The organism is Vibrio sp. D431a (genome assembly GCF_030248655.1).
In the GTDB taxonomy this organism is placed as follows: domain Bacteria; phylum Pseudomonadota; class Gammaproteobacteria; order Enterobacterales; family Vibrionaceae; genus Vibrio; species Vibrio alginolyticus.
Window position 1 is genome coordinate 48,827 of record NZ_JAHGAP010000025.1, and the last position, 16,735, is coordinate 65,561.

Here is a 16,735-nt window from a genome sequence, read left to right on the forward strand (position 1 = left end):
GATAGAGCGTGATTTATCAGGAGACGATTAACATGATTGAAATTATAACAAACCCAATTTTCATCATCTCAGTTCTTGCGTCCATCATTGTTGGCACTTTCATTGGTGCGAGTATTGGCATCAAGCTAATCCAAAAGAACTCGGGCAAGCTGTAAACACACACTAAACAAGCGCGACTCTTAACAGGTAGGAGCATCATGGCAAACAAGCTAATTAAATGCCCAAAGTGTAGAAAATCAAAGCTGATCATTTCAGAAGAAGTATTGGTGAACTACTCGAACGTATACGACGGCGGTGTGTTTGTCGGCGAGTTCTCGGAAAAACCAATGAATACAATCCGTCAGATTGCAACCTGCCTCAACCCCGATTGTAAGCATGAATGGACTTTCAGAAAGCAAGTCGAACTAAGTGATATTCCAACCAAGGAAGCAGAACAAAAGCCTGTTGAGTTCACATGCACCCATTGCAAGAAACCCAGAAAGCAAATGGTTCAACCTCTCTCAAAGTTTGACCCGAGCAAAGACAAGTGCAATGAATGCATAATTGGAATTAGCGACGAGCACTAAGAAAAGCACTTATCGCTATCATCAAACTTACTACCTCTCTCACATCTGATACCACCGCCACAACTATCAATCATACTTAATTTGTGTGGTTGATATATTTGCGGGGTCTATTTAACATGCGCTCACAAATCAATCAGTTAGGCTAGTTAAATATGCTCCCACAGTACCTACAAGACAACCTAGACCGTATTCAAAAATCAGAACAAGAAAAATTTAAGATCACTCAGAGCTTCAGGAAGTTCGAAAAACCAGTCATACAGAACATAATCAAAGACCACCTTGACGGAAATGAAAGCTACATCGGGCGCGAAGATGTACTAGAGTACTTCAAACGTAATGATGACTATACGGGATTCTTTGCGGTCATGGTATGGGGTGGGATATCAACGGGTGGAATGACAGGAGACAACCTAACATCGCTGCTTAGACTTCATTCATCAGTGATCGAGAATATTGTCAAAGACCTCAGAGAGCAACTTTCTGACGACAAGGTGGGTGAGGCTTTTCAATACATGGACAGTGGGAAAGGTAAGTTAAAAGGTCTGGGAGAGTCGTATTTCACCAAGCTATTCTTTTTCATTGCCGCCGCCGAAGGTGCAACAACTATCCCCCCAATATTCGACAAATGGACAAAGTTCGCGTTCTGCGCCCTTCTGATAGACCTAGGAGAGTGCAATAAAGCCAAAAGATACATCTCTAGCATCACCGACTTTCTCCCTCATATCAGGACAGCACACAAAGTGGAAGCCTATAAGGATTTCGTAGAACTCATGAACCAATGGGCTCGGGAATGCGGCACTAGTGTAGATAAGCTAGAAACCTTTATCTTTGGTAAACACCGAGGCAAATACCGCACAACGGAAAACTCACGAAACTACTTCGACGAGTACATTAATACTCATTGCAAAACCGCTCTTGGGTTTTCACACAATAAGATAAAGACAAACACAAACACAGGCTGTTAGGCTCTCTAATGTCGGGCAGTTAAGGCTAATTCAATTTATTTGGCCGCGCCCATCACAACAGCCACCAGCATCACCAGACTTATAGAGAAAAAGACGAGCATTTGCTCGCCTTTTCTTCTAAGCCTGTGGTCTCAACATTAAAGCACGAGCTTAGAACCTGAAGCTTTAAGCTTATTCTCGTACATCGACTCAACGCTTGGATAACGCTCTGGCTTGTTCTCGACGTTCATCTCTGACCAAACCTCTTTCAAGTTCGCTGCGCCGCCCCACAAGCCCTCAGGGACGTATGTGTACTCATTGCCGTCTGTAACCATAACCATACCGTTATCGCCGGACTCAGCTGATATAACATGGCTCTTCTCTCCGTTACCTTCCAAACCTCTCATGTGGTCTATGGCGTACGACTCATCAACCGCTACCCAGTCCCCTGCTTCAATCTCGGTCACATTCAAAGGTACAGCTCTATACATAGTGCCTGAACACAGATCATCTTCAGTGTGGTTATCTTTCAAACCAAGAGTTGCCCTACCTAATCGAGTTAGATGCCTATCCCTAAGATTGTGAGTATTTGTCCCCGCCACCAGAGCATTAAACTCTTCAAAGTTATCGGTGTACCTATATAAGGTTTCCAAGTCGTCCCAGAAATCACCAGAGAGCTCAGGGTAATCTTCTAAGCGCCTATCTCGCAGATTCTGAACATCATGCTCAAACATCTTGAAGTTTTGGGCAAGCTCGCGACGCTCTGCATCTCCCGACCTTACTGCTGCTTCATAAAACTTAGAGACCGTACTAGATAGAGAGCTCGAACCGTAGAGATCATCCCCTTCAATAACACGATTGAACTGCTTACCCTTTTCCCTGAACATCATCATCTGTTCAACCTTGGACTTGGAGACGCAGGAAACAACCAATATCTTCTCATCGGCTAAATCAACGCATATGGCTCGCGGCTTTGTTACAAATCCATTTACCGCATCAAGAATAACCTGACGCTCTTTCTCTTTTATCCCATCAAACCCATGAGAACTTCTCAACATTGAATCAATCGTCTCTGGACTAGCAGTGCCCTCAGGACAAACCAATATCTCATCTGATGGAATCCCATCTAGAACTTTAAAGTCCTCGTCCTGAATGACATCAAGAATCGCTCGCTGAATATCGTAGTAGTTCCACTCATGCTTTATGAGTCTGATGCTCTCTCTAAGCTTCTTTGCGAAATCGCTCATTTTCTAATAATTATACTAATCAAGGTGGACAAAAAACAAACATGGATAGATGAGGGTGACAAGGGTGTTGTGAATAACTTTTTTTACTTCCCCCGAGAAATTTTAGACCTTTGCCGGATTTTGTTAGTAACTCGGTGTATAAGTTGAGGTTATCCACAATTTCATGAAATTGACGATAAAGGATGGCTTGCTGATGTATGAGCCCCACCAACAAGCCGAAAATGGATGGTTGTATGAGATCTATTGAGCCTGACCTGTGTGCCTCAAGTAAGCAGCCAAGTGTTTGACTTCACTTTCTGTGTAACCAAACTTGCTCCTGATTTCCTCCATCTTGTCCAAGATGAAGGCATGAACTACAACGCCATCATCACTCTTCCCATAAGGCAATAACTCATGGGCATAATCAGAGCGGTAGTACTTCTCAAATGACTCTCTAAGAACTTTGCTTGAGGAAATCTTACGAACCGCGACCCATCCCGAAGGACGCATATCATTGAATCCTCGCTTGTGCCACTCAATCAACTGCTCAACTGCATCCAAGTCACTCTCAAAACAATAACGCTCACTGAACCCGCTTATTGGGTCTAAAGAAATATCGTGTGCAATAGCTCTAGTGAATAGCAAAGGGATGATGCCGCTCAGAGTGTCAGACTCAGGGCAGTACAAAGGGAACGTAAGCTCTAAAGACTTAATAGAGTCCTTGAAGCGCTCAAGTACCTCAGCTGGTGGCTTGTTTGACTCGTAGTAATGGTACAAGTCTTTAATCCTCTGCTGAGTCTCTGGGAGTTGATTGTAATCCATGGTGCTTTGTCAGGGTTAATGAGAAACACCCGTATTATGCCCACTAACGAAAGCTAAATAAACACAAAGCTAAAAGCAGTTGCCAAAGCATCGGCAATAAACCTTTGCTTTGGTGTTGCAATGCCAAGTGATTGTGATATTATACCTCTCGTAGTCAGGGAGGTGGTTCTCCCAAACTCAATAGGGTTGGTAACCCGCTCAATAAATCACAGGTAAGAAGAAATGTTTAAAATTGAAAAGCTAATCGCGATCAATGCCCTAAATGATGCTAGCGCTGACGTTTGTATCCAACCGAACGACGAAAAAAACCTGTCTTTGACAGTGAACGGGGTTTTCATCAACAATTTCCAATCATACACTGAGGCTTGTGAAGAGCTAATGGGTCTGGTTAACAATGGCCTACGAGATACCGAAGAGCTCGCTCTAGAAGCAAGTGAGCTAATCCCAGATGCTGATTTCGGTGAATGCCAGTGTTGCGGTGAAGTCTTCATGCGAGACAAAACAACATCTATCACCAACCACATTACAACTGACTGTGGAATCGACCACGATAAAGATGCGGATCACACCCCTTACTAACTCAGGACAGAAAACATGAACAAACGAGAAGTAGAAAACAGTTACAGAAATTGTATGGCAGCCAAGATCCGTGAATCAATCCACCAACAAGATTTACACCTTGATGCAGGGGAGCTATTTGCCAAGCTATGTAAAGTACACGCAAATCAGATCCAGTACACGCACGAGCACCATAATGAAATCGTCTGTAATGACGGCTCTACGCTAAAAGTCATCTATACAGACCAAAGCTACAAAGAAGGCAAGCACCCTACACCGACGAGCCTGAGTGTTTGGGATGGCACGCTCAAATAACCACCAGCGATAGTAAAATCCGAGTTCCTAGTCGATCACCCCACCCCCGAACTCAGTAAGCATAATAAGCCCAGTGTTGAACTGGGCTTTTTTATAAGCCTAAAACAAATATGAAAAACATCACGATTTGGTGTTGCAATGCCAAGTGAGTGTGGTACTATATCTCTCGTGGTCAGGGAGGTGGTTCTCTCAGACTGAAATCGGGTTGGTAACCCATCACACACACAGGTTAAGAGAGTTTCCCATGTCAAATAAAGCTTCAGCAGGTTTTTCACTACGTAACGCAGCATCTTACATTTTCCGTCAGTTTTCCGAAGATTTTAAAGTTATCAATTCTAGATACAAAGATGATCCTGAAGGCTACCTAGGTGAAATCAAGGTCTACTCTAAGGACGGTAATGAAGAGCTAATGAACGTGAGTGCTCGAATCAAATTCGTTCCTAGTAAAACTAAAGGTAAGGAATCATTTTACAAGTGCGTCTTCACGGTTAAGTGTGATAACTACAAGATCAAAAGAGAACTTTTCGTTACTCGCACATTAACAATCGAGGACAATACTCTTGAAAGTAAAATCCGAGTAGTTAACCAACTTAATACATACCGCGAAGAGTTACTTAATCACCTAGCAAACTCTATTGAGCACAGAGCAAAAACAAAAGTTGTCTCTGAGAAAAACCTTGAGCTTTTGCGCCCTGAGTTAGAAGAAATCAAATCAAGCCTTGGTGACGTGGTTAAGGATTTTGAAACTAACATGACTGCTGGCGAGCCAAGTATCGGTGTTCGCATTAACCTAAACAACAATGAGAGCATTTACACCACTTTCGACGGCGTGAACTTCTCATTAACTCTACTTTCTCGCGAACGAAGCCTAACTACACAAAAGCTTATCGCAATCATTGACGCTATCAGCCTCTAATCATTTGCTACCAAAGCAAACAAGCCACCAAACATACAATTTCAATGATGCCAGCACCCGTGTTGGCGTCATAGAGTCTATACCTTAAATACCCAACAACCACACGGGATGCACCTCATGAAAGAAATGAACGATAGCACTTTCACTATTGACGTAAGCAAAACTCAAGAAGAAGCTCAGGATCTGGCAAAGCAAATCTCAGGTGAGTTTGAATCGTGCCACATCTTGGCATTTGCAGGATACGGCGATGATACCTTTGAGTCATCTTTCTCATCCATCGTCGATGTAGTCGCTGGTGGCAATAAGGAAGCAATCGACAAGCTGTCGTCTGAAATTAAAGAGTTCTGGGCATCTAATTGGAGCGAGGAAACTCGAAAGACTCTACTGACTGGACTCATGGATGCAGTTAACAAGCGCGAACCCGAGGGTGACCAAATTAACTTTGCACAAATCGTTCACTACATTGGCTCTGACACCACCAACGAGACTATCGAGCATTGGATTTACGAGACCGTTTCAGAGGTTGACCCAGTGACTAAGAGCGACATCTTATCTCTGTGTGAAGGATTCGTCTTTACTAACGAAGAATAATCCCCTAACTAGATGAGTCTGAGCGGGAACGTCAATTAAAACTAAGAGCCTGTCTGCCAATAAGGTAAGCAGGCTTTTTATGTTAGTGAAAATACTAATATGAACAAATATTAGCCATTCAGTTCGAAATAACCAATTTATATCCATTTGGTGTTGCAATGCCAAGTGGTTGTGGTATTATATCTCTCGTGGTCAGGGAGGTGGTCTCCCAGACTAAATCGGGTTGGTAACCCATCATACACAGGTTAAGAGAAAAGATTATGAGCTACACTGTTGAACAATTCCCAAATAAAGCTGCTTTCATCCTTGGCACAGCAATCGCTTCAGTAAACAAATCATTCCGAGATGCACGCGAGAAGTATAACTTTATCGAAGCCTTCCCAGATGTAGCAAACTCTGTAGGCTACTGGATGAAGCCAGAAAATGCTGAGCAAGCTGAACTGATCATCGACAACACAAAAGAGTTCGAGCACAAACTTGTTTACATGAGATTTGACTCTACTTGCCTAAAGTACCTAAAAGATGTTGTTATGGCCGAGTTCAACACCCTTGCTGAAGGTATTTCAATGAACATCAAGCTACCAGAGACTTCAAACGACCTTATCGTTGTCACCATCAAGTTTGATTAATTTATCACGCCTAGCGTTCGAGGAAATAGACATGAAAATCTTATCTAGGACAGAAACTTCATTGCTAGGTTATCACTGGCAATTGGAAGAAATTGAACAAGGTCAATTTTGGGTAGCTCGTTATCTCAATGGTGAGTTTGACGATTCAACTGATAAAACCAGCGACAAAGCCAAGGCAGAAAGACAATTTAACGCTCGACGTGGTGAGTTACCACTTGTTGTTTAAACAAATACCGAGAAGCTAAAAATGACTACAGAATTCATTACACGCGAAGAGAAAGGCGAATTCATCGTTTTCACTGCAAAGCCTGAGAAAGGTTACACCACTAAGTACCCTACAGCCCCTTTGCAAGAATACATCGATTCTTACTACAGTGACTTCTTAGGTATCGCTAAGGAATCAGGGTTGCTAGAGCCCAAAGATTCCCTGAACTGGCTTCAGTATGCAAGTTCTGTATTACTCACTAGCCTGAAGAATCTAGGTGAATCTAATGCGTACGTCGGCGAGCAAGTGGCATGTTTGGCGCAGCTCAAAAACCTTGAGTTCAAATCGTACCCTGCAATCATGGTGATTTACGATAACGTCCAGAATGCCAAGAGCGCGAAACAACTCATTAAAAGCGTTAATAAGGCTCTCACCTTCCTAAACGCCCTAGCACTAACGATCCACCAGTATCAAACTGAGCTAGAAAGCACCGAGGGTTGATATACAGTGCCAACTATCATAGTGGATGGGGTTGAGTACGTGCCGAAAGCAGAAGTTCCGGACGTAACAAATGAGCAGGTATCTGAGTGTCTCAAGGTTTTAACCGAGATGAGATACTTCAACGAAAGCCATAAAATGAGAGCATTGGCGTACAATGCAATCATGGCGCTTTCACCTGAGCTCGCTGAGGTTGATGAGAGAACAGCCTTTGACATGATGCACAAGGAATAACGACGGTATTGAGAGATATATCGCCCCTAACTTGAATACTTGAGTTTGAAACCAACAGACCACCAGCATTTGCTGGTGGTTTTGTTTTAAGAGATATAACACAAAGTACTTGTTTGGTGTTGCAATGCCAAGTGAGTGTGGTATTATATCTCTCGTGATCAGGGAGTGGTTCTCCCAGACTAAATTAGATGCCTTTGAATCATCTAACAATAAAGCACCATAATCAGGTTAGGAAGGAGATTTGAATAATGACTGTATCTACTGAGCTTTATCCATCTGAGAAAGAAGCCTCAGACTTTGTGGCACGCATTGGATTAGAACGAGCTTACCGCCTGCTTGATAAGCTTAGCCGCAGGTTTGACCGTCGTTATAAGCGTGCGTGTGAACAGTGTTTCGCTCCTATCAATCGTGAGTGGGTTCGCTCAACTCCATTCGAACTTGATTTAAATCATCGCCTGAAACTAGGTATCCAAATCAACGATGATTACTTTACCCCTGAAGCTGCACGTAAACGAATTATTGCTCGACGTTTAGCCCAGAAAGAAGCACGTAAACTAAAACAGCAAGAACAACAAGGTAACCAAAAAGGTTAAGAAAAATGTTTGCACTAGAAGCCAGAATTAACACATTTATGGAAAGTGACATCACTGAATACCTAATAGCCTCCCCTAATAAACAGGCTATTGTGTCCCTTGCAAAGCAATGTGAGATTTTAGATCCAGAAGCAAGTTTTGAAGTCATTGAGCTTTCTGATCCGAAACAACTTCAGTTCGGTATAGTAGATCTTCCTGATATGAATTATTCAATCAGAGAAGAGTTTGGGCTTGGTGAGCCTCTGGAGTCCATTGAGGCTAGCCTAAAGCAAAGTGAAAAGGAACACAGGGGTGAGGATGGTAACTTCTACCTAAGCAGCATTGAGCCCAAACACTCAATTACAAAAGAATTACGCCTCAGCATTCTTTCGGAGTTTCATAACAAACCAGAGCGTTATCTTCAGGGGCATAAGTACATGACTCGCGCAAAAGCAAACGGCACGTATTTCAATAACCCAGACAAGTTCCAGTTCTACCAAGGCGTATACATCCGACAGAATTAAACCTTTAGTATCACATCCGACACTGCCTCGCTACTTTAGCGGGGCGTCTTTACATGCGCACACCCCTAAAAAGAAAAAAGACACCGTAGCGCCCTTACCGTTCGTATTTACAACTTCAGCCTTTACCAAGGTGCTTCCTCAGCTCTTTCATAAAAGGGCTTGGCTCGCCCCCTTCAGTAGTCGCATTTTGCTCTTCACGTAGCTTCACTGGATCGCAACCCTGAGCAATTAAAGTGTCAGTCACAAGCTTCAGTTCTGCTTTGATTTTGTCAGCGGCTTCACCGTATGCAATTTCTGTAATTTCGTGTTCTTCTGGCATGTAGCTGAAAGCCACTTTAAGCGCATCTAATACCGACATATACCTAACCCATCAATTTGATTCTTAGCGTGAATTATAGAGTGGCAGGGCGAAGCAATCTAGACATACTCTCTATTTGAAAACAATAAATTAGACTAGAAAATAGAGTATGTGAGTAACCACGAGTAACATGACAACAAATGCTTATTGGTGTTGCAATGCCAAGCAGCTATGGTAGAATGTTCGCAATGGTCTGGAGGTGGTTCTCCTTGTGACCAAACAGGTTAGGAAACACAATCAATGAAATCAGAAACACTATTAAAGCGCAATGATGGCAGTGAAGTAAAAATCGTCTGTGAACTTTTCACCAACATCAGCCAACTCTTCTCTATCGGTACGTTTGTTCTCGCCCGTAAGTCACCAACAGATGACTGGCATTATTGCTCTGAGTCTGACGGCAAGAGTATCAAGGAGTGTGGCTCTGTAGCAAATTACATCAAGCATGGACGTTCAACACTTATGAGTACTGTTCGCCCTCACGAACTACTTAAAGCCACCCAAGAGTTTAAGAGTAAGGTCATTGATGAATTTGGTGTAATGGCTAAGTTTGTCTAATAGCTCTTTAAAATCGAACCCAGTTAACGTACTGGGTTCACATGAAGCCGTAACATACCTAAAGCCTGCGGAATGCGTGTCAGACTGGCATAGACACCAGAGCGTAGTTTCTAACACGTGAGCGCCCGAATTGGTTCATAGCTCCATCACCTAAGCCATCCCATGATGCTTCAACATGTCCATGCGCCACCAGCTCTCGTAGCGCCTTCAAACGGCGATCTGTTACGGGCGTTTTCCAACCAATTTCCCACGCATGGACAATCAACCCTCCTGCATTCACAGGCTTCAATGCATCTTCAATTAAATGAACTAAATCAGCAGAACAAAACCTCTTTGCAAAAGCCAAGTCAGCAGAAAAGTCCCATGATGAACAATCTCTATTTTCCTGAAGGTACTCTGCCATAAAAAGAGCCTGCTTAGAGAGCTCCTTGAGCTTTTTGGTCTTTTGCCTAGTTGGCTGTGAAGCCCCCTTACGATCGAAGATGCGTGTTCTATTTGCAAGAAACCTGTTCGCTGCATCTAAGTCGTCTTGGTTAAATTTCGCCATGATCGTCAATCCTTGTTTATGGAGGCAAAGCCACCACCTTTAGCGGTGATTCTACATGAAACAATAAGTTAGAAAAAACACCTCAAGAGTTTTAATTAAAAATAATGCAATATTAATTGAATTTGCTGTTGCAATGCCAAGTGGTTGTGGTATTATATCTCTCGTGGTCAGGGAGGTGGTCTCCCGACTGACTCGGGTTGGTAACCCATTTACTATCATACAGGTTAAGGAATCAAATTCATGTTTCAACAAAGCAAACTAGCACAAGCAATCGACAACACTCGTACAGAACTAAACGCTAAAGTAATGCCATGGGCGTCTGAGGTTCCAAGTGAAAAGCAAATCAGTGCTCTAGCTAATATCCTTGATAAGCTACAAAACCTATCAACAAACGTACGCCTTTCTAAGGAAGAGCAAGACCTAGCAGATGGATATAATCTAATTGGCCTGACTGAAGCTAGCCTGAAGCTTGGCCGCAAACTTATTGAGCAAAAAGACGCTCACAATGATGCTAAATTCACTCTGAAATCTGTTAATGAAACTGATGATGAATATGCTGATGCAGAAGCGGATGAGCAGCGCCTAGGAAGCGAACTTGATGAGATGCAAGAGCAGTTCGAAGATCAACTTAAAGAACTGTTCGACGCCCTGTACTACACGCTTGAAGACCTAGAAACTAAATTTGGTACAGATGTAGACGGTACTATTATGGCTCCTGTTCTCGCTGAGAAAGCAGAAGACAAAGAAGTGAACCAAGAGGAAGGTCTTATCCAAGTTCTAGTTCTTACTATGGATAAAAACGGTCAAGCGACTACTAAAATTGAAGAAGTAATTGCATCTAATGTTGACCGTGTAGCGGCAGGTGAAGCTGTTATCACTAAAGCAAATTGGGTTAAAGTAATGGACATGGACGGCAGTGTTCTAGCTCATTACAAGAACAACTAAGAACGGTTCACAACAGGGTGAATTTAACCAAAGGTTCACCCTGTTCGTCTGGTAAAGACATAAGTGGGTATAACTGAAGCAAACAGCATCCTAACTACCTTTATAAGGGCGTAAAGCGCCCTTAACACTTTTCTTCAAACTAAGAGGATTGTATGGAGCTCACTCTAAAAGGTTTATTATTCGTCGGCGTTGGCATTATATTCCTAGTTCTACTTCGTCATCTAACAATTGCCATTACCCTTATACTTGTTACCTTCAAGTCAGAAATGGCATTGGTGCAGAGAGGTTGGGCAGGCGAAATGCGTTCGCCTAGTCATTACACGGCGTACACCTTCGCAACACTATTCAATCTCGAACAAACATTCCGGTTCGACCGTCAAATTATCGAATCTGAGGTTTTTGAAATTGACTTTAGAGGCGTTAAGCCACGATATAAAATCATGTACGACAAAATGTAGTGCTGTGAAGAGTAACTCTCATGCTAAAGCTCCCAATAGGGGGCTTTTTTTGATTATTGCTTAAGCAAGATAGAAATAAATCACAAGAAAAGAGTGGTTGGTGTTGCAATACCAAGTGGTTGTGGTATTATATCTCTCGTGGTCAGGGAGGTGGTTCTCTCAGACTGAAATAGGGTTGGTAACCCATCACATACAGGTTAAGGAATCAGAATTATGTCTATTGTTTCAATCACTACAACTATCGACAACCTAAAACTAATCAAGCTAAATCGTGAGCTTACACTAGATGATCTAGAGTTAAAATTCCGTCTCCCACCAGCATCAGTAGAAAACCTGTATGGTTACGCAAACTACGGGCTTGACGCAAAACTAAACCCAGAAGCAGCTGACTGCATCATCGGCACTTTAACCGATAACGGTGACAAGTCTCTAATGAAACACTTCGTGGAGATTACAACAGTCCACAGAGACTCTTTCCAGTTCGAAGTAAACTTCCGTGGTGTTCAACAGAACAACCGCCAGAAGCACTATGACAAGCTTCTAAAGACGTTCAACGAAGAAGCTGAACAACGCAAAGAAAGTGATATTGCAAAAGCACTGGCTCACATGAACGATGTTCTAAAGAGTGCAATTGAGAAAAACAACACCGAGTTCAAAAACTCGATGTCAAAACTGGTTGTTGAGCAATCTGTTAACGAGGAGTGGTTGTCAGGTGTGCTTACAGAAGGTGAATCTAAGGTTGTCACCGAGAGCGAAGAAGAGATTGATCTGATTGATATTCAAATCAAACAACTTCAAGCTAAAAAAGCAGCAGCTAAACTAACTCATTATGATGTCCGTCGCCAACGCATCGTTAAAGAGCTTAAAAAAGTCCTGTGCGAAGATGGCAATGAAATGCTTAAAGAGCTTGAGAAGGTTGAATGCCCTAGCTCTAAGACCATTAACTACTTCTCTTAATGCCTACAGTGGAGCAAGAAAGGGGCAGCTCATAAGGCTGCTCTTTTTATTATTGATTGCTTTCTAAGCGAACATAAATTTGATGATAAATGGCTGTTTGGTGTTGCAATGCCAAGTGGCTGTGGTAATATATCTCTCGTGGTCAGGGAGGTGGTTCTCCCCGACTATGATTTACGAATTAAACCACAACGGAAAGACAGGAAACAACTTATGGCAACTACTGAATTAAATGTAACGAGAACAAACCATGAGCAAGGTATCCATGTTGCTTGCATTCAACACATTCACTGCGCTCGTAGTTGGTCGAGAACAGAGCGTGTGGCAGCTAGAAAATACAAACCAGTTTTGATGGTCATTCATGATAGTAAATCGGCAGATTCTCACCCGATTCAGTTTATAGCATTTGGTGGAGTAGGGATGGCTAACCAAACGGTTGAATCACTGTTCGGAAAAGGGCGTTTACTCACTCTAAAACAACACTCTTAAAAAGCAACGGAAAGACAGGAGAGCAAACGATGAGCAACGCATCACTACCAGTTACACCTAAGCATGAGTGGAAGTTCCGTACTAAATGTTGGGTTGAAATAGATAGCATTGAAACCCAAAACTGGGCTATGTGGATCATCAGCAACTTAACCAAAAAGAACATAGCGCTGCTTAAAGGCATTATGCCTATAACAGTTTCGCAATTTGGCTGGCTAAACGAACAGACAGCAGGAATTTTATGTATGGTGATTGAAGACCGACAAAGAGCGCTCATTAAAGCAGTGGACAAAGGTGAGTGCGAATCGCACAAGTACCCTTCATTTGTTAAAAAGATTGAGAGGGAGCATGTCGGGGCAGCGATTTGTGAGCTTGTGGCTCAAGGGTATGCAGAAGATTTCAAGAAGCTTGTAGAGACTAATTAGACACTCTCTCATTTTTTATGGGTATCCGATAAGCCAACCTATTAACGGAAAGAACGGTACAAGCTAAAGATGTTCAGGTGGGTATGAAATTTGACCTTAAAAAGAACCAAGTTTGCCGACCCTAAAGGCAAACGCACTCACCTAGCAAATTTCTTTGTTACCGCCTACAAGGTTGAGCGTGAAACCAACCAGTGAACATGTGTCTAATTTGAAGAGCTTGATGCGGTTGGATTCCCAATTGGTCACGAACCTAGGACGGAAACACTTGAGGTAGCTATGAATCAAGAACAAATCACTCAATGTCCACTCTGTAAGGGCTCTAAAGTTTCACCTATTTCAGGATGCGTATGTAAGACGTGCAACGGTGAAGGTAGCATTAAAATCGAAAAGAAAAATGCAATTATGGCTATCAGAGAGAGACTATCAACAAGACTTGCCGAAAAAGGCATAGAGGTATAATTCAACAATATGTAACGGAAAGAACTCTGATTCAGGTAATAGCGAATCTAATGCCTGACTCTACTGAGCTACACATTAATCCGAATATCCCTCATTATTAAGTCCTTCGTGAACGCATCATTAAGGAGTAATAAGGGTGGTTAATAAGGCTACCCCTTTTGTAGTTGACAGCTTTCTAAGCGAACATAAATTTGATGACAAATGGCTATTTGGCGTTGCAATGCCAAGTGGCTGTGGTACTATACTTCTCGTAGTCAGGGAGGTGGTCTCCCCGACAATTCGGGTTGGTAACCCATTACCTAACAGGTTAAGGAGTCAAAGAATATGCGCAACTTCAACTCTACTTCTACTCGCGCCCTAACAAGTCTTCCAGAGGACGTCTTCCATCAACTTGCACACCTAACAGGTTTTCACGGATCTGCAACGCAATGTGAGGACGGCACTTTAAAACCTACTTTCTCAGAAGTTAGTATTGAAGAGTTCTTCGGTGAGTTAATCCATTTCAAGTTAGCTCGTAATGAATCTTACTATGTCCTAACGAATCGCAAAGGCAAGGATGAAGTGAAGCATTCATTTGCTAAGTACAGCAATGAGCATGGCTCTTCATTAACCGCTATGTGCTTCTTTCCTGAAATGGACGAAGTCAGTATCGTTTTACCGCGAGAGGCGTTTGAATCACTTCCAGAAAAGCTATGGGAACCATCAAGCAACCTACCTCGTAACCGATACGACAATGACTCCAAGGTCAAAGAAGGTGCACTGGTTATTTACAATGAGTCTGGCGTTCTTAATACTGGTACTGTCGAGACTTCCCCTCTGTTTGGTAAACCAATCCGCCAGAAAACAGATAAGTTTATTCAAGTGACCCGTTTAAGAGAATGGCTATCAACCAAAGAAGGTCGTAAGTTCATTGAAGAGAAGCTGAACGAAACGCTTGAGCGCTCTTGCCCTGCACTATTAAGAACAATTCAACGCGGCGTATCAATTGATGAGCTCATCACAGAGCTTCTAGCAGCGCACAAACAAGCGTAACTGTAACTAGCCCAACCAACCAAGCCCAGACACCTAACCTCTGGGTTTTAAGTCTTTTAAACAATATGTAGAACAGGTAGGAACCATGAAGATCCTTAATGGCACATCGTTAGTTAATGAAATTAATGCCGAAATCTCCCACAACATAAAAGAGCGAGATCTCGCCGTAAAAAGTCAATGGTATGAGAAAGCAGCAAAGCTTGAAATCACCAATCAAGGTCTTGCTTCCATCAAAACAAAAATTGATACAGGCGTGTTTAATGTCGACACTGACACATCCACTATCAATCATGAAGAGCTGATGAACGAAATCGAACTGACCATTTATACCAATAGCAAGAAGCGCGACAGTGCAATTGAGTCTAATGAGTTTGAATCTGCTGCAAAGTTTGAGTTGTTGAATCTCGGTGTGAACCAAGTGAAGCAAATCATTAATCTTGGTGATCACACAATATAAACTTGGGATGCTCGCAATAAGTAGAGGCAAAATAAATCACGATTAAGTGCCACTTGGTGTTGCAATGCCAAGTGGTTGTGGTATTATATCTCTCGTGGTCAGGGAGGTGGTCTCCCCGACAATTCGGGTTGGTAACCCATCATACACAGGTTAAGGAATCAGAATTATGTCTCTAAATATCAACGCTATCCAAGAAACAGTCAAAGCAGCTCTTGAGCAACTCACATTCAATGAGCACCAAAGCCAAAAGCTTCAAGTGGCGGATGGTATTATCGCTAATGTCGAAGTATACAACCGCAGTGTTAACATTCAGATGCTAGTCGATGGCTGGTGGTCAAAAAATTTAGCTACTGCAAAAATCTCTTTCAACATTGACTACACCACGGGTGATGCGACTATCGCCAAGACTGAGTTTAGCACCTCTGGTGGTGGACTTGATGACGATGCAAACAAAACCCTAGAAACCTACTGTGAAGCTATGGAGCGCCGTGGCGTTGCTCACATTGCTGTAGCGATGATTGCTAAAATGCTAAACACTGAAGAATACGCACAGAAAGCAGCGGCTCAAATTAAAGCGGATTTCCATGCAGACCAAGAGCTTCAAGAAAAGAAAAATAAAGCTCTCCAAAATAAACTAAAAGAAGACGACGCTGCACATGATGCATGGAAACTTGAAAACTCTGCAATCCTCACAGAAGCTGATGCAAAAGCGAAGATTAAGGAAATCACTAAGGCAAACGCCGATAAGAAAGATGCGGAGCGATACGTTACAAACCAAACAATCGAAGTAACGAAATTCAACAAGCATAATCGTGAAGAGGTCAAAACCAAGTTCCGTGTTTCTCATAACTCTGGGCACAACACTTGGGAAATGATTGAGTCAAATGAATACCGAGAGCGCGTATCTGCGAAGTATGTGACAAGACAACTTAAAGATGGTTTTGTGACACTTGTAGACTAAAACCCATCATCACCTTAATAAGCCCAGTACATACTGGGCTTATTGGTCTTTAAGCCTTCCGCATTCACGCAATATTCTTCATAAATCAGTCATTAACCTCATTTTGGTGTTGCAATGCCAAGTGGTTCTGGTATTATATCACTCGTGGTCAAGGAGGTGGTACTCCTCGACAGTTCGGGTTGGTAACCCATCATACACAGGTTAAGGAATCAAGATTATGTCATTAGACGACAGCACAACTGAAGAAAAAATCTTTCACATAGACTCACGATTAGAAAAGGTATTCGATAACCTCACTTCTAAAGACCTCAAAGTAGGCGAAATTATTAAAGGACTGAACTTTGTCCTCTCTGATTCAGAAGAGCCTTACGAAACCATCGAGACTAAAGATGATTTCATCAACTTCTTAGAACAAATGGAAGATTACAAAAATAGCTAACCCTACTCCAAAGCCCCACCGTCGTCCGTGATTGGGGCTTGTGAACAGCTAACCTATTA

The 16,735-nt window shown here is 42.5% G+C and carries 27 protein-coding genes; 23 read left to right on the plus strand and 4 right to left on the minus strand.

Going from position 1 to position 16,735, the window contains the following annotated elements; translation table 11 throughout:
* Positions 1-32: 32 nt before the first annotated feature.
* From KJB35_RS20485 to KJB35_RS20495, 3 genes are all read left to right on the plus strand, one after another.
* Positions 33-155, plus strand: a complete 123-nt coding sequence (locus KJB35_RS20485; RefSeq protein WP_285469661.1) for a hypothetical protein — start codon at positions 33-35, stop codon at positions 153-155.
* Between the two features lie 42 nt (positions 156-197).
* Positions 198-566, plus strand: coding sequence for a hypothetical protein (locus KJB35_RS20490; protein WP_285469662.1), 369 nt, complete (start codon positions 198-200; stop codon positions 564-566).
* A gap of 152 nt (positions 567-718) precedes the next feature.
* Positions 719-1,531 carry a hypothetical protein gene (locus KJB35_RS20495; protein ID WP_285469663.1) on the plus strand — a complete coding sequence of 271 codons (813 nt, stop codon included), beginning with the start codon at positions 719-721 and terminating at the stop codon, positions 1,529-1,531.
* Positions 1,532-1,668: 137 nt separating this feature from the next.
* On the opposite strand, the gene KJB35_RS20500 is transcribed toward KJB35_RS20495, so the two are convergent.
* Entirely contained in the window at positions 1,669-2,757 is a 1,089-nt protein-coding gene (locus tag KJB35_RS20500) for a hypothetical protein (RefSeq protein WP_285469664.1), read from the minus strand.
* A 240-nt stretch (positions 2,758-2,997) separates the two neighbouring features.
* Positions 2,998-3,558: a hypothetical protein gene (locus KJB35_RS20505; RefSeq protein WP_285469665.1), complete on the minus strand. Its 561-nt coding sequence runs from the start codon at positions 3,556-3,558 to the stop codon at positions 2,998-3,000.
* Between the two features lie 222 nt (positions 3,559-3,780).
* Between KJB35_RS20505 and KJB35_RS20510 the strand changes: the two genes are divergently transcribed.
* The 10 genes from KJB35_RS20510 (at position 3,781) to KJB35_RS20555 (ending at position 8,600) form a co-directional block, all read left to right on the plus strand.
* Entirely contained in the window at positions 3,781-4,137 is a 357-nt protein-coding gene (locus KJB35_RS20510) for a hypothetical protein (RefSeq protein WP_285469666.1), read from the plus strand.
* Between the two features lie 15 nt (positions 4,138-4,152).
* Positions 4,153-4,431: a hypothetical protein gene (locus KJB35_RS20515; protein WP_285469667.1), complete on the plus strand. Its 279-nt coding sequence runs from the start codon at positions 4,153-4,155 to the stop codon at positions 4,429-4,431.
* 244 nt (positions 4,432-4,675) lie between these two features.
* Positions 4,676-5,347, plus strand: a complete 672-nt coding sequence (locus tag KJB35_RS20520) for a hypothetical protein (protein ID WP_285469668.1) — start codon at positions 4,676-4,678, stop codon at positions 5,345-5,347.
* Between the two features lie 117 nt (positions 5,348-5,464).
* The gene (locus tag KJB35_RS20525; protein WP_285469669.1) at positions 5,465-5,938 is read left to right on the plus strand and encodes a hypothetical protein; all 474 of its coding nucleotides are present in this window, start codon (positions 5,465-5,467) and stop codon (positions 5,936-5,938) included.
* Between the two features lie 260 nt (positions 5,939-6,198).
* Positions 6,199-6,567: a hypothetical protein gene (locus tag KJB35_RS20530; RefSeq protein WP_285469670.1), complete on the plus strand. Its 369-nt coding sequence runs from the start codon at positions 6,199-6,201 to the stop codon at positions 6,565-6,567.
* A 31-nt stretch (positions 6,568-6,598) separates the two neighbouring features.
* The gene (locus KJB35_RS20535; RefSeq protein ID WP_285469671.1) at positions 6,599-6,793 is read left to right on the plus strand and encodes a hypothetical protein; all 195 of its coding nucleotides are present in this window, start codon (positions 6,599-6,601) and stop codon (positions 6,791-6,793) included.
* A 21-nt stretch (positions 6,794-6,814) separates the two neighbouring features.
* The gene (locus KJB35_RS20540) at positions 6,815-7,273 is read left to right on the plus strand and encodes a hypothetical protein (RefSeq protein WP_285469672.1); all 459 of its coding nucleotides are present in this window, start codon (positions 6,815-6,817) and stop codon (positions 7,271-7,273) included.
* A gap of 6 nt (positions 7,274-7,279) precedes the next feature.
* Complete coding sequence (locus KJB35_RS20545; RefSeq protein WP_285469673.1) at positions 7,280-7,504, plus strand: hypothetical protein; 225 nt, start codon at positions 7,280-7,282, stop codon at positions 7,502-7,504.
* Between the two features lie 248 nt (positions 7,505-7,752).
* Positions 7,753-8,097 (plus strand): hypothetical protein, encoded by a 345-nt coding sequence (locus KJB35_RS20550; RefSeq protein WP_285469674.1) that lies wholly within the window; start codon positions 7,753-7,755, stop codon positions 8,095-8,097.
* A gap of 5 nt (positions 8,098-8,102) precedes the next feature.
* Positions 8,103-8,600: a hypothetical protein gene (locus KJB35_RS20555; protein WP_285469675.1), complete on the plus strand. Its 498-nt coding sequence runs from the start codon at positions 8,103-8,105 to the stop codon at positions 8,598-8,600.
* Positions 8,601-8,715: 115 nt separating this feature from the next.
* On the opposite strand, the gene KJB35_RS20560 is transcribed toward KJB35_RS20555, so the two are convergent.
* Positions 8,716-8,958 carry a hypothetical protein gene (locus KJB35_RS20560; protein WP_285469676.1) on the minus strand — a complete coding sequence of 81 codons (243 nt, stop codon included), beginning with the start codon at positions 8,956-8,958 and terminating at the stop codon, positions 8,716-8,718.
* A gap of 240 nt (positions 8,959-9,198) precedes the next feature.
* Here KJB35_RS20560 and KJB35_RS20565 point away from each other — a divergent pair, with 240 nt between their 5' ends.
* Positions 9,199-9,513 carry a hypothetical protein gene (locus KJB35_RS20565; RefSeq protein WP_285469677.1) on the plus strand — a complete coding sequence of 105 codons (315 nt, stop codon included), beginning with the start codon at positions 9,199-9,201 and terminating at the stop codon, positions 9,511-9,513.
* Between the two features lie 79 nt (positions 9,514-9,592).
* On the opposite strand, the gene KJB35_RS20570 is transcribed toward KJB35_RS20565, so the two are convergent.
* The gene (locus KJB35_RS20570; RefSeq protein WP_285469678.1) at positions 9,593-10,060 is read right to left on the minus strand and encodes a hypothetical protein; all 468 of its coding nucleotides are present in this window, start codon (positions 10,058-10,060) and stop codon (positions 9,593-9,595) included.
* 240 nt (positions 10,061-10,300) lie between these two features.
* Here KJB35_RS20570 and KJB35_RS20575 point away from each other — a divergent pair, with 240 nt between their 5' ends.
* From KJB35_RS20575 to KJB35_RS20615, 9 genes are all read left to right on the plus strand, one after another.
* The gene (locus tag KJB35_RS20575; RefSeq protein WP_285469679.1) at positions 10,301-11,005 is read left to right on the plus strand and encodes a hypothetical protein; all 705 of its coding nucleotides are present in this window, start codon (positions 10,301-10,303) and stop codon (positions 11,003-11,005) included.
* Between the two features lie 152 nt (positions 11,006-11,157).
* The gene (locus tag KJB35_RS20580; RefSeq protein ID WP_285469680.1) at positions 11,158-11,463 is read left to right on the plus strand and encodes a hypothetical protein; all 306 of its coding nucleotides are present in this window, start codon (positions 11,158-11,160) and stop codon (positions 11,461-11,463) included.
* Between the two features lie 213 nt (positions 11,464-11,676).
* Complete coding sequence (locus KJB35_RS20585; RefSeq protein ID WP_285469682.1) at positions 11,677-12,420, plus strand: hypothetical protein; 744 nt, start codon at positions 11,677-11,679, stop codon at positions 12,418-12,420.
* A gap of 210 nt (positions 12,421-12,630) precedes the next feature.
* Positions 12,631-12,906 (plus strand): hypothetical protein, encoded by a 276-nt coding sequence (locus KJB35_RS20590; RefSeq protein ID WP_285469683.1) that lies wholly within the window; start codon positions 12,631-12,633, stop codon positions 12,904-12,906.
* Positions 12,907-12,935: 29 nt separating this feature from the next.
* Positions 12,936-13,328 carry a hypothetical protein gene (locus KJB35_RS20595; protein ID WP_285469684.1) on the plus strand — a complete coding sequence of 131 codons (393 nt, stop codon included), beginning with the start codon at positions 12,936-12,938 and terminating at the stop codon, positions 13,326-13,328.
* A 783-nt stretch (positions 13,329-14,111) separates the two neighbouring features.
* Entirely contained in the window at positions 14,112-14,819 is a 708-nt protein-coding gene (locus KJB35_RS20600; protein ID WP_285469685.1) for a hypothetical protein, read from the plus strand.
* Between the two features lie 85 nt (positions 14,820-14,904).
* The gene (locus KJB35_RS20605; RefSeq protein WP_285469686.1) at positions 14,905-15,276 is read left to right on the plus strand and encodes a hypothetical protein; all 372 of its coding nucleotides are present in this window, start codon (positions 14,905-14,907) and stop codon (positions 15,274-15,276) included.
* A 166-nt stretch (positions 15,277-15,442) separates the two neighbouring features.
* Positions 15,443-16,237, plus strand: a complete 795-nt coding sequence (locus KJB35_RS20610) for a hypothetical protein (RefSeq protein ID WP_285469687.1) — start codon at positions 15,443-15,445, stop codon at positions 16,235-16,237.
* Between the two features lie 217 nt (positions 16,238-16,454).
* Positions 16,455-16,676, plus strand: a complete 222-nt coding sequence (locus KJB35_RS20615) for a hypothetical protein (RefSeq protein WP_285469688.1) — start codon at positions 16,455-16,457, stop codon at positions 16,674-16,676.
* The last annotated feature ends 59 nt before the right edge of the window (positions 16,677-16,735 follow it).

Excerpts from the sequence above, each read along its gene's own strand:
- KJB35_RS20485 (WP_285469661.1), top strand. The coding sequence starts at position 33 with ATGATTGAAATTATAACAAACCCAATTTTCATCATCTCAGTTCTTGCG.
- KJB35_RS20490 (WP_285469662.1), top strand. The coding sequence starts at position 198 with ATGGCAAACAAGCTAATTAAATGCCCAAAGTGTAGAAAATCAAAGCTG.
- KJB35_RS20495 (WP_285469663.1), top strand. The coding sequence starts at position 719 with ATGCTCCCACAGTACCTACAAGACAACCTAGACCGTATTCAAAAATCA.
- KJB35_RS20500 (WP_285469664.1), bottom strand. The coding sequence starts at position 2,757 with ATGAGCGATTTCGCAAAGAAGCTTAGAGAGAGCATCAGACTCATAAAG.
- KJB35_RS20505 (WP_285469665.1), bottom strand. The coding sequence starts at position 3,558 with ATGGATTACAATCAACTCCCAGAGACTCAGCAGAGGATTAAAGACTTG.
- KJB35_RS20510 (WP_285469666.1), top strand. The coding sequence starts at position 3,781 with ATGTTTAAAATTGAAAAGCTAATCGCGATCAATGCCCTAAATGATGCT.
- KJB35_RS20515 (WP_285469667.1), top strand. The coding sequence starts at position 4,153 with ATGAACAAACGAGAAGTAGAAAACAGTTACAGAAATTGTATGGCAGCC.
- KJB35_RS20520 (WP_285469668.1), top strand. The coding sequence starts at position 4,676 with ATGTCAAATAAAGCTTCAGCAGGTTTTTCACTACGTAACGCAGCATCT.
- KJB35_RS20525 (WP_285469669.1), top strand. The coding sequence starts at position 5,465 with ATGAAAGAAATGAACGATAGCACTTTCACTATTGACGTAAGCAAAACT.
- KJB35_RS20530 (WP_285469670.1), top strand. The coding sequence starts at position 6,199 with ATGAGCTACACTGTTGAACAATTCCCAAATAAAGCTGCTTTCATCCTT.
- KJB35_RS20535 (WP_285469671.1), top strand. The coding sequence starts at position 6,599 with ATGAAAATCTTATCTAGGACAGAAACTTCATTGCTAGGTTATCACTGG.
- KJB35_RS20540 (WP_285469672.1), top strand. The coding sequence starts at position 6,815 with ATGACTACAGAATTCATTACACGCGAAGAGAAAGGCGAATTCATCGTT.
- KJB35_RS20550 (WP_285469674.1), top strand. The coding sequence starts at position 7,753 with ATGACTGTATCTACTGAGCTTTATCCATCTGAGAAAGAAGCCTCAGAC.
- KJB35_RS20555 (WP_285469675.1), top strand. The coding sequence starts at position 8,103 with ATGTTTGCACTAGAAGCCAGAATTAACACATTTATGGAAAGTGACATC.
- KJB35_RS20560 (WP_285469676.1), bottom strand. The coding sequence starts at position 8,958 with ATGTCGGTATTAGATGCGCTTAAAGTGGCTTTCAGCTACATGCCAGAA.
- KJB35_RS20565 (WP_285469677.1), top strand. The coding sequence starts at position 9,199 with ATGAAATCAGAAACACTATTAAAGCGCAATGATGGCAGTGAAGTAAAA.
- KJB35_RS20570 (WP_285469678.1), bottom strand. The coding sequence starts at position 10,060 with ATGGCGAAATTTAACCAAGACGACTTAGATGCAGCGAACAGGTTTCTT.
- KJB35_RS20575 (WP_285469679.1), top strand. The coding sequence starts at position 10,301 with ATGTTTCAACAAAGCAAACTAGCACAAGCAATCGACAACACTCGTACA.
- KJB35_RS20580 (WP_285469680.1), top strand. The coding sequence starts at position 11,158 with ATGGAGCTCACTCTAAAAGGTTTATTATTCGTCGGCGTTGGCATTATA.
- KJB35_RS20585 (WP_285469682.1), top strand. The coding sequence starts at position 11,677 with ATGTCTATTGTTTCAATCACTACAACTATCGACAACCTAAAACTAATC.
- KJB35_RS20590 (WP_285469683.1), top strand. The coding sequence starts at position 12,631 with ATGGCAACTACTGAATTAAATGTAACGAGAACAAACCATGAGCAAGGT.
- KJB35_RS20595 (WP_285469684.1), top strand. The coding sequence starts at position 12,936 with ATGAGCAACGCATCACTACCAGTTACACCTAAGCATGAGTGGAAGTTC.
- KJB35_RS20600 (WP_285469685.1), top strand. The coding sequence starts at position 14,112 with ATGCGCAACTTCAACTCTACTTCTACTCGCGCCCTAACAAGTCTTCCA.
- KJB35_RS20605 (WP_285469686.1), top strand. The coding sequence starts at position 14,905 with ATGAAGATCCTTAATGGCACATCGTTAGTTAATGAAATTAATGCCGAA.
- KJB35_RS20610 (WP_285469687.1), top strand. The coding sequence starts at position 15,443 with ATGTCTCTAAATATCAACGCTATCCAAGAAACAGTCAAAGCAGCTCTT.
- KJB35_RS20615 (WP_285469688.1), top strand. The coding sequence starts at position 16,455 with ATGTCATTAGACGACAGCACAACTGAAGAAAAAATCTTTCACATAGAC.